General features: G+C 48.6%; 15 protein-coding genes. 2 read left to right on the forward strand and 13 right to left on the reverse strand.

The features are described from left to right. Window positions 1-104: 104 nt before the first annotated feature. From BLS14_RS22840 to BLS14_RS22870, 7 genes are all read right to left on the reverse strand, one after another. On the reverse strand, window positions 105-1,265 hold the full coding sequence (locus BLS14_RS22840) for a YhgE/Pip domain-containing protein (RefSeq protein WP_072734951.1): 1,161 nt from the start codon (window positions 1,263-1,265) through the stop codon (window positions 105-107). Between the two features lie 334 nt (window positions 1,266-1,599). Beyond that, complete coding sequence (locus BLS14_RS22845; RefSeq protein ID WP_176854704.1) at window positions 1,600-4,128, reverse strand: heavy metal translocating P-type ATPase; 2,529 nt, start codon at window positions 4,126-4,128, stop codon at window positions 1,600-1,602. A gap of 161 nt (window positions 4,129-4,289) precedes the next feature. Further along, complete coding sequence (locus BLS14_RS22850; protein ID WP_053779829.1) at window positions 4,290-4,490, reverse strand: copper ion binding protein; 201 nt, start codon at window positions 4,488-4,490, stop codon at window positions 4,290-4,292. A 48-nt stretch (window positions 4,491-4,538) separates the two neighbouring features. After that, a complete protein-coding gene (locus BLS14_RS22855) occupies window positions 4,539-4,940 on the reverse strand; it encodes a metal-sensitive transcriptional regulator (RefSeq protein WP_082935409.1) in 402 nt (133 codons plus the stop codon). 156 nt (window positions 4,941-5,096) lie between these two features. Continuing rightward, entirely contained in the window at window positions 5,097-5,579 is a 483-nt protein-coding gene (locus BLS14_RS22860) for a GNAT family N-acetyltransferase (RefSeq protein ID WP_090954095.1), read from the reverse strand. Between the two features lie 147 nt (window positions 5,580-5,726). Further along, window positions 5,727-5,909, reverse strand: a complete 183-nt coding sequence (locus BLS14_RS22865; RefSeq protein WP_063566250.1) for a hypothetical protein — start codon at window positions 5,907-5,909, stop codon at window positions 5,727-5,729. Window positions 5,910-6,032: 123 nt separating this feature from the next. Continuing rightward, entirely contained in the window at window positions 6,033-6,923 is an 891-nt protein-coding gene (locus BLS14_RS22870; protein WP_090954096.1) for a DMT family transporter, read from the reverse strand. A 209-nt stretch (window positions 6,924-7,132) separates the two neighbouring features. Between BLS14_RS22870 and BLS14_RS22875 the strand changes: the two genes are divergently transcribed. Further along, window positions 7,133-8,020 carry a LysR family transcriptional regulator gene (locus BLS14_RS22875; RefSeq protein ID WP_090954098.1) on the forward strand — a complete coding sequence of 296 codons (888 nt, stop codon included), beginning with the start codon at window positions 7,133-7,135 and terminating at the stop codon, window positions 8,018-8,020. A 185-nt stretch (window positions 8,021-8,205) separates the two neighbouring features. Here BLS14_RS22875 and BLS14_RS22880 read toward each other — a convergent pair whose 3' ends face one another. The 6 genes from BLS14_RS22880 to BLS14_RS22905 form a co-directional block, all read right to left on the reverse strand. Next, window positions 8,206-8,964, reverse strand: coding sequence for a nucleoside phosphorylase (locus tag BLS14_RS22880; protein ID WP_090954100.1), 759 nt, complete (start codon window positions 8,962-8,964; stop codon window positions 8,206-8,208). Window position 8,965: 1 nt separating this feature from the next. Further along, entirely contained in the window at window positions 8,966-9,637 is a 672-nt protein-coding gene (locus tag BLS14_RS22885) for a sulfite oxidase-like oxidoreductase (protein WP_090954102.1), read from the reverse strand. 46 nt (window positions 9,638-9,683) lie between these two features. Next, the gene (locus tag BLS14_RS22890; RefSeq protein ID WP_024632282.1) at window positions 9,684-10,607 is read right to left on the reverse strand and encodes an ABC transporter permease; all 924 of its coding nucleotides are present in this window, start codon (window positions 10,605-10,607) and stop codon (window positions 9,684-9,686) included. Continuing rightward, entirely contained in the window at window positions 10,591-11,658 is a 1,068-nt protein-coding gene (locus BLS14_RS22895) for an ABC transporter permease (RefSeq protein WP_090954105.1), read from the reverse strand. The genes BLS14_RS22890 and BLS14_RS22895 overlap by 17 nt, the downstream gene beginning before the upstream one ends. After that, window positions 11,655-13,154 carry an ABC transporter ATP-binding protein gene (locus BLS14_RS22900; RefSeq protein WP_063566255.1) on the reverse strand — a complete coding sequence of 500 codons (1,500 nt, stop codon included), beginning with the start codon at window positions 13,152-13,154 and terminating at the stop codon, window positions 11,655-11,657. Before BLS14_RS22900 ends, BLS14_RS22895 begins: the two co-directional genes overlap by 4 nt. Window positions 13,155-13,258: 104 nt before the next feature. After that, window positions 13,259-14,290: a BMP family lipoprotein gene (locus BLS14_RS22905; protein ID WP_064642704.1), complete on the reverse strand. Its 1,032-nt coding sequence runs from the start codon at window positions 14,288-14,290 to the stop codon at window positions 13,259-13,261. Window positions 14,291-14,567: 277 nt separating this feature from the next. Here BLS14_RS22905 and BLS14_RS22910 point away from each other — a divergent pair, with 277 nt between their 5' ends. Continuing rightward, window positions 14,568-16,010: a hypothetical protein gene (locus tag BLS14_RS22910; protein WP_090954107.1), complete on the forward strand. Its 1,443-nt coding sequence runs from the start codon at window positions 14,568-14,570 to the stop codon at window positions 16,008-16,010. Window positions 16,011-16,189 lie beyond the last annotated feature (179 nt).

Below are 16,189 nucleotides of genomic sequence, written 5' to 3' on the forward strand. Positions count from 1 at the left end.
TGCAAAGCTAGCCACCTCAACCTACTATTAAACCAAGCACCCCGGTGAAAATCACCGGGGTGCTTGATCATATCCTATGAAGAACAACCATGATGACTGGAATATTAGCTGTTCATTTGAGCCGGGCTTGGTGCCCCAGCTGGCATAGGTTGTTTTTTCAACAACGTCACCACCAGGGAGAGGGCTACAGCAACCAGCAATACAATGGTAATTGAGCCAGCCGCGGATTGAACTCCAGGTCCACCCAGTTGAGCGCTCAGAACACCTTGAACGGCATATGTGGCAGGCAGATACTGACCAATACCACTGTAGAAGCTGTTCAGCAATTCACGTGGCACCATTGCACCGGAAGATACCAGTTGCAGCGACAGTGAAATGATGTTGAACAAACTTCCCGCTGGTCCAAAGCAGATCAGGAAGAACTGGGAGAAGAACATGAACGTGCAGAGGAACAAAGCCTGGAACAACCAGAATGCGATAAATCCTTGCTCGATCTGTCCGCCCAGCGACACGATCAGTGATGATCCCAGCAGGGAAACCACAAGAGCAGACCCCAGATTAATGACTACTCTGGCGCCAAACAAAGTCCAGCGGGAGTGAGTAGCCGACAGCATACCCATCGCTGTCTGCAGGTTCATACCCATAATCATGGCTCCCACATAAGAAGCGAGTACCATCATCATCGGCACCATCTGATTGTTCATACCGTTAACCGGATTAATGGAAGTGGTTGTACCTTCCACTCGTGTAGTCAGGTTGGCAGCAGCTTCAGCTGCCTGATCTGCAGGCGCTCCAGAAGCCGTCAACACAGCTTGCACACCTTGAGCGGTTGCTTGCTTGTTAATCGTGTTCGTCACGCTCTGCGATACACCTTGCATCATGCTTTTGATCGTAACCGGGTTCGCCTCGTTAATGGTGTACTTGATTTCGGCAGTGGAACCGGCTGTCTGAATCAGCTCGTTAAACCCTGCAGGAATATTCAGCACCATATGAATCTTGCGATGATTTAACTGGTCAAGTGCTTCGGCAGCACTCAGATTCGTTACGGTATGAAAAGGAAGCGTCTCAGCCATACGATCTGCGATCCCCTTGGACTGCTCTCCATCCTCATTGACAACGGCAACCGTCAATTCATTCATCCGGTCATTCACTCCGGAATATGCTGTCATCCAGATCACGCTGAAGATCACTTGGAACATAAGTGCCGTCACGATCCCCACAATTACTGGCGGTTTTTTCAACAATATACGTAAAGCCTGCAACATAAATGATGTCCTCCATTACTCATTAGTTCGAATTTGATGTAAACGATTGTTTGAATCAAACAATCGTTTTAAATTTTAAGTCTATATGTCTATATTGTCAATCTATTTCTGAAAGGTTCAGAAAGATAAAGATGTGTTTCGCAAACAATGTATTCCATTTCATAAGAGGACATCACTTCACATGCTCACCTTCTAATAACAAGGTAAGGACCATTCCCTTAGCATATTTCAAACACCTTTCCTCAACAAAAAAAGCACGGTCCGCCGTAGCGGACCGCACCCTATGCTTATTTTTGAGCATAATAGAAAGTTGAATCACGTCCCTCAATGGACATCAGTCATTGCTTTTCAGTTTCATTCGTTGCAGACGCAGCGAATTCAGTACAACTGACACGGAGCTGAACGCCATGGCCGCACCTGCTAACCAAGGAGCCAGGAAGCCCACTGCTGCAATTGGAATACCAATCACGTTATAGCCAAGTGCCCAGAACAGGTTCTGCTTGATATTGCCCATCGTGCGCCGACTCATCTCGATCGCATCTGCAATACTGTTCAGATCACCGCGCATTAGCGTAATATCCGCTGCTTCCATCGCTACATCGGTTCCGGTTCCAATGGCCATACCAATATCGGCTGTAGCAAGGGCCGGAGCATCGTTGATTCCATCTCCCACCATCGCTACCTTGAGGCCACTCTTCTGAAGTTTTTTCACTTCTGCCGCTTTACCCTCTGGCAGTACCTCAGCCAGAACTTTATTGATTCCAGCTTGCTCCGCTACAGCGCGTGCTGTACGCTCATTGTCTCCCGTAATCATGATAACATCGATTCCCATAGCATGAAGCCGCTGAATGGCTTCCCTTGAAGTATCCTTGATGGTGTCAGCCACGGCAACAACCCCAGCCCATTGTCCGTCTACCGCGACCAGCATCGCTGTGCGTCCTTGTTCCTCAAGGTTATTCATCTGTTGCATCGTTTCCTCGGAGACATTCACCTTCGCATCCGTAAGCAGTCGGCGTGTCCCGACCAGGATTTCTTGTCCCTGAACCCGAGCTCGCACACCATATCCCGGTATGTTCTCGAATTGCTCTGACTGGACCAGTTCCAGACCTTTACCTCGGATTCCTTCTACAATCGCCTCAGCCAATGGATGCTCCGAACTCTGCTCTGCTGCTCCCACCCGTTGCAGCAGGTCTGCTTCCGTCCATTCTGGAGCCGTCACCACATCCGTAAGCACGGGCTTGCCTTGGGTAACTGTACCTGTTTTGTCCAGTACAACGGTTTGGATCTGCTGTGCCGATTCCAGATGTTCGCCGCCTTTGAACAACACACCATATTCCGCCGCACGCCCTGATCCAGCCATAATGGACGTTGGAGTTGCGAGTCCAAGCGCACAAGGACAGGCTATGACAAGTACAGCAATCGCCTTCTCCAGCGAACCGGCAAAGTCACCGGGACTGGCGAAAAAATACCAGATCAGGAACGTGACTGCTGCGATGCCTACAACAATCGGAACAAAGATACCTGAGATCACATCGGCAATCCGCTGAATAGGGGCCTTGGAACCCTGCGCTTGTTCAACCACTTTAATAATTTGGGATAACGCCGTGTCCGAGCCCACGCGGGTCGCACGCAGTCTTAATACTCCATTTTTATTCAACGTAGCACCTGTAACGGCGTCCCCTGGTTTTTTATCCACGGGCAGGCTCTCTCCGCTTAACATGGATTCGTCGACAGAAGACTGCCCCTCCTCCACGACGCCATCGACAGGAATGCTATCTCCGGGTTTTACCAGAACGAGATCACCTACCGCGACATACGCAGACGGTACAATAACCTCCTGTCCATCACGAATCACTCTGGCTTCACGCGGAGCCAGTTCGATGAGGCTCTTGATTGCCTGAGAGGAACGCCCCTTGGCTACGGCCTCAAACCATTTTCCCAATAGGATCAACGTAATCAGAATGGCACTCGTCTCATAATAAAGCTCCACGGTTGGCATGGCTGATGTAGCCATTCCCGTCCCACCATGATCCATCATGGTCGAAGCTGCATTGCCACTGGTCAGGGTCAGATACAGACTGTAGAAGAAAGCCGCACTTGTACCCAAAGCAACCAGTACATCCATATTGGCACTGCCATTACGGAGCGCTTTATAGGCTCCCACATAGAATTGCCATCCAATCACAAACTGTACTGGCGTTGCCAACACCAGTTGGAACCATGGGTTCATGAACAGATCCGGTACCCAGATCCACGAGGTGAATGAGAAGTGACCCACCATGGCCCAAAGCAGTGGCAAAGATAACAGGGCGGAGATCATCCATTTCCACTTTTTACGCTGTAATTCACGCTCACGCACTGATTGGGTATCTTCCTGTGTCTTCTGCAACTCTGCTCCATAACCGAGCTGTTTGATCTTCGCCGTAATATCGGTTGCCTTCAGTACTCCTGCTGCAAATTCCACATGTCCCGTTTCCAGCGCCAGGTTCACGTTTGCACGGGATACACCCGGCAACCGGGAAAGACCTTTTTCGATTCGAGTAGAACAAGCAGCACAGGTCATGCCTGTAATGTCCAGATCCACGGATTCCGTTACTGTACCATAGCCAAGCGCCTCCACCTTATCCCGCAAAGCATTGATGTTCGTTGTTTTCGGATCATAGGATACCGTTGCTTGTTCTATAGCGAGGTTAACATTCGCCTGATTGACCCCTTCCATTCGGGACAAACCCTTTTCAATCCGGGTAGAGCAGGCAGCACAGGTCATGCCTGTAATTTGCAGTGTTGTCTGCAATCCCGCCGCTTCCTGTGAAGGTACGGGTTCTGATACTGTTGCGTTTTCCGTTGTTGATGACTTATCCATGTTGTTAGCTCCTTTCTCTATGAAATATTCCTACACATCCAATACCCCCAAGGGGTATATAAAAGACAGAAAATCAGGCTTAAACAATGAACTCATTTAATGGAAAAGACCTGTTGAATTCCTTTCCATGCAAAGGGAAGTTCAGTTTAAGCCTGCGATGATTAGACTACGTCATATCCTTGATCTTCGATGGCTGCCTTGATCTGATCCACATTGACTTTTTGCTCGTCATATTCAACTGCGACAGTTCCTGCTGCCAGATCAACCTGACCATTCGCTCCCGCATTCTTCACAGCTTCTTCAACCGATTTCACACAGTGATTGCAAGACATTCCTGTAACGTTCAACGTAATATTAGACATAGGTAGTTCCTCCTTAGATATATAAATGATGAGTTCATTCAAAAATAATTACTTCATTAACTTTCTTACCGTTACCAACAATTCATCCACAACCTCATGCTCTCCGGCCTGAATGCGCTCAACGATGCAGCTCTTCATGTGGCCTTCCAGCAATAGCTTGCCTACTGAATTAAGAGCGGACTGAGCAGCCGCGATCTGTGTCAGCACATCATCACAATAGGTATCCTTCTCGATCAATCCCTTGATCCCGCGAATCTGTCCTTCAACACGGTTCAAGCGGGAAATCAGGTTGCCCTTCATCTCTTGGGAGTGATGGCTCTTGCGCACATGCTTTCCATCACTGCCTGACGTATGACATGAATTGGCTTGCTGATCATCTGTCTGTGAGACTTCGTTCACCTCTGTTACGGATGACTCCAAAGGTTCCTTGGGATGGCTCTGATGTTCCATCGCGAACACCCCTTTTCTTTCGTTCTGTAATAAGAGTAACATACCCCGTGGGGGTATGCAAGACTATTTCTTTATTTTACTCCAAATGGATGTATTCCATGCTTCCTACGACTGCACTAACGCGCCAGACATCTCATCAGTCTTCGTACAGGCATATTATAGTATGTATTCCATTCTGCTGCTACGTACAGCCAGACCCATCTGCTCATAGAAAGCTTGAGCACCAGTATTAAATGTAGACACGGTCAGTTCAACACTGTCGACCTGCATTTTTTTGCCAAGTTGGATTAACTCCTGCATCAACAGTTTGCCTGTCCCATGTCCACGATGTTTGCTACCAACGATGATCTCATGGATATATAACATCTTTCGATCCTTTAACAAATCCACATTCTGAATAACATTCAACTGTGCGCTCGCAAATCCAACAATCTCACCCTGTTCCAGCAATTCCGCAACATAGAGATAACGATGATCCGTTTCCAGTAGTTCTTCATATTCCTTATGACTCATTCTCGTCTGCAGCTCTCTGTATACGTCTGGCCTGGCCTCCACATGCAAGTGATGAAGTTCATCCATTAAGGCAGATACTCCCGTGTAATCTCCGATGACAGCCCTTCTAATGTTAATCTCACTCATCTTCACATTCTCCTCTCACAAACGTTCCCATGATTATACAATAAGACATCAGGAAGATGATGCTCCGAAACATGCTTAACCATTCTGATATAAAAAAGCAGATACCTTAACGGTACCCGCTTCTTTTAAAGCTATATCTGGTTCCTCTTATTCTTTGGATGATTTACCTTCATCAAATGCTACAGGTGACGGTTTGGCAGACCATTCGTCCGCTTGCGGCTCAATATCCACACCGCTCAAAATTTTCTTTTTCTCCATCAAGGAATCCCCGTCTTCATCCAGTTTGTTGCGAATTGCCGCCTCATCCTGAGGTTGATTGTTCTGTGTCATGCTGGAGTCCTCCTCTTCGTAATCATGGTGATGTTCCTATATATAACTTACCCATTTTTTGCATTGTCATTCGGAATGTATACAAGGTTCAACAACCACTTGAAGAAAGTTCTCCGTATAACTTTATATTTTCGCGACTTTACTGCCTTTCACTTTAACATTCACAAGCAGGATGCTGGCAATAATCATAACCAGACCTGCGATCAGGTTGACCGTAACCGACTCTCCGAGGAACAGCACACTGCATAACAGGGCGATCAGCGGAATCAGGAACGTAAACGATCCTACTTTGCTGGCTTCGCCGGAGCTAACCAGTTTGAAGAACGCGAGCCAGCCCATTGCAATGACAAACACCGAAATAAATAGCGTATCCAGTATAAAAGGAAGCACCCATTGCACATCAGACCAGCTCTCTGTGACCGTACCCGTCAATGTCAGAACAACTCCGCCGATCAGAATCGGAATGGCTGTCATCCAGATTCCATCGACCTTCATTGAATTTCTCTTCATATATACGGTCCCGATCGCCCAGCTAATTGCGCTGAACAGCCCAAGCATAACCCCTTCAGGGGATACTTTGCCTGTCATGCCACCAATACTGATCGTAGCCACCCCTGCAAAACCGATCACCAATCCGGCAATCTTCAGTCCATACATGGACTCACCCAGCCACAACCATGCCCCGATTCCAAGCAGCACAGGCTGTAGGAACACGATGGATGAAAATAATCCTGCTGGCACTTCCGTCAGCCCCACGGTCTGAAAACCGTAGAAGAAGATGATGTTAAGCACCGCAGATATGGCATAAATATGCCAGGTTTGCTTTAACCGCAGCGTTTTGTAGCGGGGAAAAGCATACAGCCCCAGCACCAGACCCCCAATTAACAGGCGCATGCCTGCGAATATGAGCGGCGGTGTGAAATTTAATGCGTATTTGGTCAGGGGCCAGTTTACTCCCCACATGAGTACCAGAAAAGCCAGGACCCAGCCTGCTTTTGCACGTGATAAAGCCATATGTTTATTCTCCTATCCGGCACCATCTACAGGCGCAGTTTAATCAATCGTACACATTATCCTGCGCTCTTTCTGTGCCTGCAAACCATTTGGAATCCGATCCAGATCCGTTTTACATTCGTTCTTTGATCGTTCCGTGTCTTCATGATACAATATTGATATAAATAATTGAAATGCATGTTAATCATAAGGAGCATACCATATTTGTTATGAACAACTCACAGTTGCAGTTATTTGTGAAAATTGCAGAGACGGGAAGTTTCACCCGTGCAGGCCAGGAACTGAATATGACACAGCCCGCAGTCAGTCGGGCCATCTCCTCGCTGGAGAATGAACTGGATGTCACTCTAATCATACGGGATCGTAGGAACGGCATCGTGCTTACGGATGTGGGACAGCGAATTCTGGTTATTTTCCGCCGCATTTTACAGCAATTTGATAAGGTACAGCAGGTCGTTGCCGCCGAAAAAGGGTTGGAGATTGGTACGATTCGTATTGGCTCTTTCCCTATGTCATCCGCCCATCTGCTGCCAAAAATCATCCGCTCGATTCGGGAGCGCTATCCTCAGATTCAGTTTGAGTTGCACGAGGGGAACATCCTTGAAATTCAGGAGTGGCTAAGCTCACGCGCCATTGATGTAGCTCTCATTATTGCCACAGATAAAGAACCAGTAGATGTGTCTTATGAGACGCTTCCACTCTATAGCGAGGAGATGCTCGCGGTGTTTCGGGACGATGAACCTTTTGCGAATCAGGAAATTCTGCCGGTACAAATGCTGGACAAACACCCCATGATTATTTGCAAAGGCGGCTATGAGGTACCGATTGTTGATCTGTTCAATCGAGCAGATGCAGAATTACATTTCGGATTTGTCGTGTATAACGTAAACACTTGCCTTAGCATGATTGAGCAGGGACTCGGGACCGCTATGCTGCCTGCTATTTCACTATCCTGGCTGCCTCCGGGTGTCAAAGCACTCCCCACAGAGCCGAAAGCCTACCGCAATATCGAGATTGCCGTTCCTTCACTTGTCGATGCTTCTCCCGCATCCCGGTTATTTATTGAGACGGCACAGCAATTGTTCGGACAACGCTAACGAATCGATTGCACCTTCCAATCTAGCAACAGTCGCTTCTATCTCAAACTCAAAAGGGCGCCCCTTAGTCATGTTCATGACCTTATGGGACGCCCTTTTATATTGTCCATCTCAGATGGACATCATTTGCTTATTTTGCAATTTTACCAGCTGTAGTAATACAAAATACCCTGATGATCTCAGCTTTACGACTGATCCTGACGAGCCAGTACAGCCAATGCACGCAGTGCCGCTTCGATCTCACGCTCAACAGCATCAGCTACCGCATTTGTATGCGGATCATACTCGGCGGCCAGGTCGCTGTCTGCGAATCCATCGATAGCGACAATAGCCCCGGCACGAGCGCCGCGCAGTGTGCTGACGATGTAGAGCGCGGCAATTTCCATCTCAGCGGCAAGAGCACCCGCCTGCTTGTACTTGCGATGAGGAATCTCTTCAACTCCTGTGAAGAATGCATCCAGCGTAACGGTAATGCCCACGCCAACTTTACCCGCACTTGAAGCTTTCGCTGCACTTGCATGCTCACGAGTTGCCTCGATTAACGCTTGTGTAACACCAAGGTCCGCTACCGCAGGGAAACCATCTGGTACCAGCTGACGTGTCAGCCCGTCCGTACGCACAGCGGCCGTGCTGACGATTACGCTGCCCGCTGGATAATCCGTTGTGTACGAGCCCGCTGTACCTACACGAATCAGGGTCGTTACCCCTGCCCGGATCAGTTCTTCGAAGCAGACAGCTGCTCCTGGTGAACCTACGCCATGGCTGACCACGGCCATTTGTACACCTTCATACAATCCTACAAACGTGCGATACTCCCGGCTGAACGCCAGTTCTCTCGCCTGCTCCAGCTTGCGGGAAATTTTCTCCGCACGTGCCGGATCACCACAGACAATGGCGTATGCAGGCATATCTTCGGAATGAATTTGCAAAATAGGCATCAACATCTTAATCAAACTCCTTCTTCGTCCATTCGTCTTCCGGAATCGGAATATCTTCACCAGAGAAGCGCTGCTCCTTGAACGGATCGGCAAAATGATGGAAACCATTGACTTCCCAGAAGCCATTGCGATCTTCTTTCATGAATTCCAGACCCCGTATCCACTTCGCACTCTTCCAGAAGTAGAGTTGTGGAACAACCAAGCGCAGCGGATAACCGTGCTTCGGTGTGAGCGGCTCACCGTTAAATTTAAAAGCAAGCAATACATCATCATGCATGAGTTCTTCGAGCGGAACATTCGTTTCATAATCATGATCCGCGTGGATCATAACATATTTTGCTTCCGGTTTGACACCAAGTAGCTTGATGAAATCCGAGAACCGTATGCCTTCCCATGGTGTATCAAACTTCGACCAGCGGGTAACACAATGAATATCGCTCACCGTGTTCACTTGAGGCATCCCCTGAAGCTCGGCGAAGGAGAACACCTTCTCCTCTTCAACTTCACCGAATACCTTCAAATCCCAGGTGGAAAGGTCGTATTCCGGCACTTCACCTTCATGCAGAATCGGGAATTTCTCGGTCAGTACCTGCCCCGGTGGCAGTCGGTCTCCGTGCTCAGCACCCGCTTTGGGTGCCGGGCTTTTCGTTTTTTTCAGACGTTCAGCCTTATTATGCAAGCGTGATTCCTCCTTCTTTATATGCTTCCAGCATAACATTCAGGATTTAACGCGAGCTTCCGCCCGCTTTCAGTGCGTCTTGTGCATAAGTACGGTCCTTGAAGAAGAACATCGCCACCAGTGTCACAATATACGGCAGCATCATGGTAAAGTGAGTTGGCAGCGCAAAGCCCTGCAGTCGGATACTAAGAGCTTCCATGAACCCGAACAGCACACTGGACCCCATAACGCCGAGCGGATTCGCTTGACCCAGCATGGTCGCTACCAATGCGATGAAGCCGCGACCTGCGGTCATACCCTCGGTAAACATCGTAACCTGACCGAGCGATAACTGTGCACCCGCCAAGGCGCACAATACGCCGCACATCAGAACTGCACCATATTGAATGCCGCGCACCTTGATGCCGATACTTTGTGCCGCTACCGGATTCTCACCCACGGAACGAAGACGGAAGCCGGAGACACTTTTGAACAGATAAAACTGCAAGGCAATCACGATAATAATCCCGAGATATACGAGCGGGCTATGCCCTGAGATAACATCGCCTACCCACGGAATGTCCTTAATAAGAGGAATGTCCCATTTGGGGAGTCCCACCATATCCTTGTCATAGTAAGCACCTTTTACATCAAAAATCGCCCGCAGTGCAAAAGTCGTCAGTCCTGTGGCCAGAAAGTTAAGCGAGATCCCGACCACAATGGCGTTGGCCTTCAGATTAATACTGATAAAGGCAAATAGCGCAGAGAACAACATGACGATCACAATAGAAAATATTACAGCCAACAGTACATTGCCGAACAGATAGTTACCGACAATAGCGGAGAAAGCACCGATCAGTACGAGTCCTTCCAGACCCACGTTGAACAGACCGACACGAGAGCATAAAGCCCCACCGAGCGCTGCAAGCAGGATCGGCGTCATAATCCGCAGAGTAGAGCCAAACATGGCTGCATCAAACAGTTGTTGCATTGGACTTTTTCTCCCTTCTCCGCTTCAGGAATGAATATCCGATCTGAGCCGATACAAATAACGTCAATACTGCTTGGATGACACTACCGACTTCCAGCGGCACATCCGTATTCCGTTCCATCCCCATAGCACCTGTCTGCAACGCTGCAAGCAGGATTGCCGCCACAGCTGTTCCTAGCGGATGCGAGCGGGCAAGCAAGGTCGCCATAATGCCGCTCCATGCATAACTTGCCGATGACAACGATCCATCAAGGAAACGATACTGTGTCCCTAGCACTTCCCCTGCACCCGCAAGACCTGCAAGTCCACCACTGATGATCATGGACAGCATCATCATGCGAATGCGTCGCACGCCACCATACGTTGCAAACGAAGGATTGCTTCCCAACATGCGAATCTCATAACCAGTTACCGTCTTGTGTGTGAACCAGTAGATGAGAATCGCCGCCACAATAGCAATGATGAATCCAGCATGCAGTCCCATACCCTGGAACAGCTTCGGCAGCCAGACACTCTGATCAATCATTGGCGTCTGGGCCATTGCCGCTGATCCTGTACGGTCTTTAAACGGGTAGGATACCATGTATCCTCCAAAATAAATCGCAATATAGTTGAGCAGCAGTGTTGTGATCAACAGATTCATGCCAAAGCGGGCATCCAGCCAACCTGCAAACAGCGACCAGACCCCACCGGCGATGATCCCCGCCACAATGGCTGCAATACAGACAAACCAGCCTGGACCCGGCAGGTAGAGCGCCGTCAGCGCTGCACTAAGTCCGCCCAGAACCATCTGTCCTTCTGCACCCATGTTGAAAAATCCGGCGCGGAATGCCAGTGCTACGCCCAGCCCCGCAAGAATAATGGGCGTCGAACGTGCCAGTGTGTTAGTGAAGAAGTAGAAGTTGCCGAAGGCCCCTTTCCACATCTCCGCATACGTATCCACCACGGAACCGCCAACGATCAGAATGGCTACAGCACCTGCCAGCAAACCGATGAATACGGCAAGCAGCGGCTGTATGAGTCCGCGAAGTGTTTCTTTTACCCGATTCATATCCGCTCTTTCCCTCCTGCCATCAACAAGCTGATCTGTTCTTCTGTTGCTTCATCTGCCTTCAGTTCCCCGGCAATTCCGCCTTCATACATGACAATGATTCGATCCGATAATTGCAAAATCTCAGACAATTCCGAGGAAACGAGCAGAATACCCGCACCCTCATTCCGTTTGCGCAGCAATTCAGCGTGGATGGTCTCCATCGCTCCGATGTCTACACCCCGCGTAGGTTCAGCCGCAATCAGAAACGGCGTATCCTGGGCAAACTCACGCGCAGCAATCAACTTCTGCAAGTTACCGCCAGATAGGAACTGCGCCTTCGTTTCCGCAGAACCGGTTTTGATGCTGAACTGCTTGATCCAGTTCTCCACCATGGTCCGTGCTGCCTTCGCTTTAATGATACCGCGTGATTGAAGCCGGTGATGGTGGCCCATCAGTCCATTTTCACGAACGCTCGCATCCTTCGCCGCTCCCCACATATAACGGTCTTCCGGGATATGGGCAAGTCCATGCTCCCGAATGCGCCGCACCGGCCAATTGGTTGTATCCTGTCCTGACAGCAGGACGCGGCCGCTATCTGCCTTGCGTAGTCCCGCAATGATCTGGATCAATTCAGACTGGCCGTTGCCGGAAATACCCGCGATTCCAACGACCTCACCTTTCCGAACTTGCAAATGGATATCCTTGAGTGCAGAACGGTCCTCTGCCCCTGACAAGTTTACCGCTTCCACCTGAAGCACAGCTTCTCCCGGAACGGATGGCTGCTTGTCCATGCGAACCAGCTCACGGCCTACCATCAGGCGGGACAGTTCCTCTACATTCGTGTCTTTTGCTTCCAATGTACCTGTCACCTGACCATCACGAAGAACCGTGATCCGGTCTGCCACATCCATAACTTCCTGCAGCTTGTGCGTGATCAATACAAAGGTTTTGCCCAACTTGGCAAGGGATTTCATATTCGCGAGTAGTTCTTTCACTTCCAGCGGTGTTAGTACCGCTGATGGTTCATCCAATATAATGATGTCCGCGCCCTGATGCAGCACCTTGAGAATTTCAACACGCTGCTGCATGCCCAGAGGGCATTCAAATACTTTTTTCCACGGATCAACTGGCATGCCATACGTTCTGCCCAATTCATTCACCTGGGCCGCTGCCTGTTTGCGGTCAAATACACCTGCCGCAGACGGTTCACGCCCGATCACGATGTTCTCGGCAACCGTAAAGGAAGGAAACAGCATGAAATGCTGATGCACCATGCCGATACCACTTGCCATGGCCTGAGACGGAGTTGCGAAGCTGACCTCGCGTCCACGAACTTTGATTGTGCCTGATGTCGGTTGCTCCATTCCATACAACATGCGCATCAGGGTTGTTTTACCAGCGCCGTTCTCACCCACGAGGGCATGAATCTCTCCTTCTCGCAAATTAAAACGGATGTCCCGGTTAGCGGTGAAGCCGCCGTATTTCTTCGTAATCTGCTCCATCTCCAACAGCATATCTCGCGTTCTCTCCTCTCGGTCTTAAATAGCAGCAAAACCGGCTGCCTGATCGGGCAGCCGGCTGATCAACTCAATTACTCAATCCTATGAAACAAACAATACTACTGTTGCAATGGATCTTTCACAACGATTTTGCCGGATACGATATCATCCTTGATTGCTTTAACCTTGTCGATAACTTCTTGTCCAACAAAAGCATTCAATGGAGTTTCGCTATCACGTGTTACGTAAGTCAGGCCTACGCCATCTTCTTTCAAGCCATAGTTGACAGCACCCGCCTTGAAGTTTCCTTCAACGAAGTCTTTCACTGTCTGGTAAGAAACTGTATCAGTCGACTTTAATTGAGACAATACGATATGTTCCGGATCCTCAACGGTACGGTCCGTATCCTGACCGGAAGTATAGAAGCCTTTTTCTTTCGCGGCTTCAAACACGCCTAGATCCCCTACAGCGGATGCTGCGGCAATGAAGTCAGCACCTTTGCCGAATTGTACCAACGCAAGCTCTTTGGCTTTGGCCGGGTCGTTAAATCCACCAACGTAGTTCACAAGGAATTCCGCTTTCGGGTTAACTGATTCCAGACCAGCTTTGAAACCTTCTGTATATTTCTTGATCAATGGAACGTCCATCGCGGCAATCATACCGACTTTGTCTGTTTTCGTAGACAGTCCGGCAGCTGCACCAAGCAGGTATGCTCCTTCATATTCATGGAAACCAACGCTACGTACGTTCGGTAGATCCACCGTTGTGTCTACAACGGCAAAGGACTTGTCCGGATTTTCGGCAGCCACTTTCTTCAGTGCATCTTCTGCCTGGAATGTCGCTGTAATGATCAGATCATAGTTCTCAGCAACTGCAGCACGCAGGTTTTGCTCAAATGCTGCCGGGTCAGTCGATTCAATCGTTTTGGTATCTACCTTGAATTCCTCGCCTGCTTTTTTGAAACCTTCATCCATCTGTACGAAGAACGGGTTTACCCCGATTTTTTCAGGAAGTACAAGCGCCATGCGCAGTGATTTTTCACTGTCGCCACCTTGGGCCGATTGTTCGTCTTTGGAAGCAGAATTTCCACAAGCCGCCAGCAATATAGCCAACATGATGATCGATAAGACGAACGATAAACCTCTTTTCATTTTGAAAATTCCCCTTTTCACTATTCTTTTTTTATAATCCTAGCGGATACTGTCGATCCTTGTCAATAAATCTTTGAGCGTATACACTAAATGGAATATAATAGTTGATTTGCCTTTGACAGAGCCTCCGAAGCCTCTCTATACCAAGGTTTTTTCCGTTGACATCCAGAGCTGCTCCATGCTAAAGTCAATCCAATTATTATATTCAGATAGGATTTGTCAGAATTATAACGCAATCTTATTTATTTTCCAACCCTATTTTGAGGAGGCTATTCATTTGAAAAAAATCACCCAGATCACACTGGCCGCTCTGCTCGCCGCTCCGGTTACACTCGGCAGCCTCAGCTTGCCCGCTTCGGTATCCGCAGCATCCGCCACTTCCGCTGGACAAACGACCTCACAGGCTGTTAAAGGACCCGTAGCACAAGCTCCTTCAGTTTATACCGAGAGTGCAGCTGATTACGCCCAATTCCTGCAAGCTAAATACAATATCCAATTGCTGAAACAGTTAACGAAGGGTGACTTCATCAAGGCGATTGCTACCATTCTTGAAGCCGATCAAGCTGCTCCTGCTACAGATGAAGCAAGTGACAGCTTAGTTAAGGCCCCATCCTTTACTGATCTGAAATCGAATGATTCAGCTTATAAAGCTGCCGTTTCCTTATATAACAATGGTATCCTATCCGGTACGGAAGTTCGTGCCAATGACAAACTGAGCACTTATGCCGCTGTCTTCATCGCAGTCAAAGCAGCCGGATTCAAAGAGCTGGCCTATACATATCCTGAAGACAAAACAGCAAAGGCACTTGCAAAACTGGGCATTAGCCCAAGCCGCGTGCAGGGACAAGCCGCGCAGGAACTGGCCGCTGCCATCGATACAGGTCTAATTCCGGAAAGTCTGTACCCCGCTCTCCGTAAGGGTGGCGAAGCAAGTTCCGATTTTGCCAACATTTTGCTTGGACGGGTATTGACCAGTCAGGGTAAATATAAAAATGAAATTGGCCGTTCCGGCGACGCTGACATTTACTCCAAATTGTACGCTGCCTATCGCACTGCTGATTTAATAGAAGCACCAGAGCTTCGGACCATTGTGGATCAAGCTCTGCGGAATGATCTCGTCACAGGTTACAATCTTAAGGATAGTCGCTTTGATTCCAACTTCATCGATGAACTGACTTTAACTTACGGTCATGATGATATTAAACATGCTGTGCAGTTGATTGGACTGTTGCGCAGTGAAGGCATCGATGCTGATGTACAGTTCCAGCCGAAGACATCTGCCTTCATCTATTTGAAGGAATGGGGAGAGCCCAAAGAAACACCGGATTACAAAGTAACCCAGATCGAGAATGGCAACTACATCGCCTACGCCAAAGAATATGACATTCAGTTCGAGTTCAATAACACAGCGGACAAAGCCCGTTTCAACGACATTATATTGAAGTATGCAAAAAAGAATAGCGATGACACCTCTGCCTTAATCCATGCTTCCTGGTGGCAGCCGCTGTATTATTCACCGACTGCTCTGGCGGAATATCCGGTCATTGCTAACAATAAAATTTCACTTGGCAACTATTACGCACAATCCTTCTCCCTTAAGGAGAATTCCAAGGCAATTCAGGAAGGATTCCGTAAGCTCGCCCCTGATGCGGATATTTCCAGTTACACCTTCTGGGTTGACCACCCGTTCTTCAATTATCTCAACGGGGAATCGGAATAAATCGAACATATGCTAGGTGCATTAAAGCTCGCATTTTGACATAATATAAAGCCGTCTTTACCGAACTTTTCAATGGATTCGACCCATTGGTTCGTAAAGGCGGTTTTTTGTTTATTTTTTTGCAAATTTCTTCTCAAAAAAATATTTTCCATTGAAGGATTTACCAGTAAAAGGTCGAA

Source organism: Paenibacillus sp. OK060, from assembly GCF_900101205.1.
GTDB classification, from domain to species: Bacteria; Bacillota; Bacilli; order Paenibacillales; family Paenibacillaceae; genus Paenibacillus; species Paenibacillus marchantiae.

Coding starts and splice junctions, on each gene's coding strand:
- BLS14_RS22850 (WP_053779829.1), bottom strand. CDS start 4,490: ATGTCTAATATTACGTTGAACGTTACAGGAATGTCTTGCAATCACTGT.
- BLS14_RS22870 (WP_090954096.1), bottom strand. CDS start 6,923: ATGGCTTTATCACGTGCAAAAGCAGGCTGGGTCCTGGCTTTTCTGGTA.
- BLS14_RS22845 (WP_176854704.1), bottom strand. CDS start 4,128: ATGGATAAGTCATCAACAACGGAAAACGCAACAGTATCAGAACCCGTA.
- BLS14_RS22890 (WP_024632282.1), bottom strand. CDS start 10,607: ATGCAACAACTGTTTGATGCAGCCATGTTTGGCTCTACTCTGCGGATT.
- BLS14_RS22840 (WP_072734951.1), bottom strand. CDS start 1,265: ATGTTGCAGGCTTTACGTATATTGTTGAAAAAACCGCCAGTAATTGTG.
- BLS14_RS22865 (WP_063566250.1), bottom strand. CDS start 5,909: ATGACACAGAACAATCAACCTCAGGATGAGGCGGCAATTCGCAACAAA.
- BLS14_RS22860 (WP_090954095.1), bottom strand. CDS start 5,579: ATGAGTGAGATTAACATTAGAAGGGCTGTCATCGGAGATTACACGGGA.
- BLS14_RS22895 (WP_090954105.1), bottom strand. CDS start 11,658: ATGAATCGGGTAAAAGAAACACTTCGCGGACTCATACAGCCGCTGCTT.
- BLS14_RS22905 (WP_064642704.1), bottom strand. CDS start 14,290: ATGAAAAGAGGTTTATCGTTCGTCTTATCGATCATCATGTTGGCTATA.
- BLS14_RS22875 (WP_090954098.1), top strand. CDS start 7,133: ATGAACAACTCACAGTTGCAGTTATTTGTGAAAATTGCAGAGACGGGA.
- BLS14_RS22855 (WP_082935409.1), bottom strand. CDS start 4,940: ATGGAACATCAGAGCCATCCCAAGGAACCTTTGGAGTCATCCGTAACA.
- BLS14_RS22880 (WP_090954100.1), bottom strand. CDS start 8,964: ATGTTGATGCCTATTTTGCAAATTCATTCCGAAGATATGCCTGCATAC.
- BLS14_RS22900 (WP_063566255.1), bottom strand. CDS start 13,154: ATGCTGTTGGAGATGGAGCAGATTACGAAGAAATACGGCGGCTTCACC.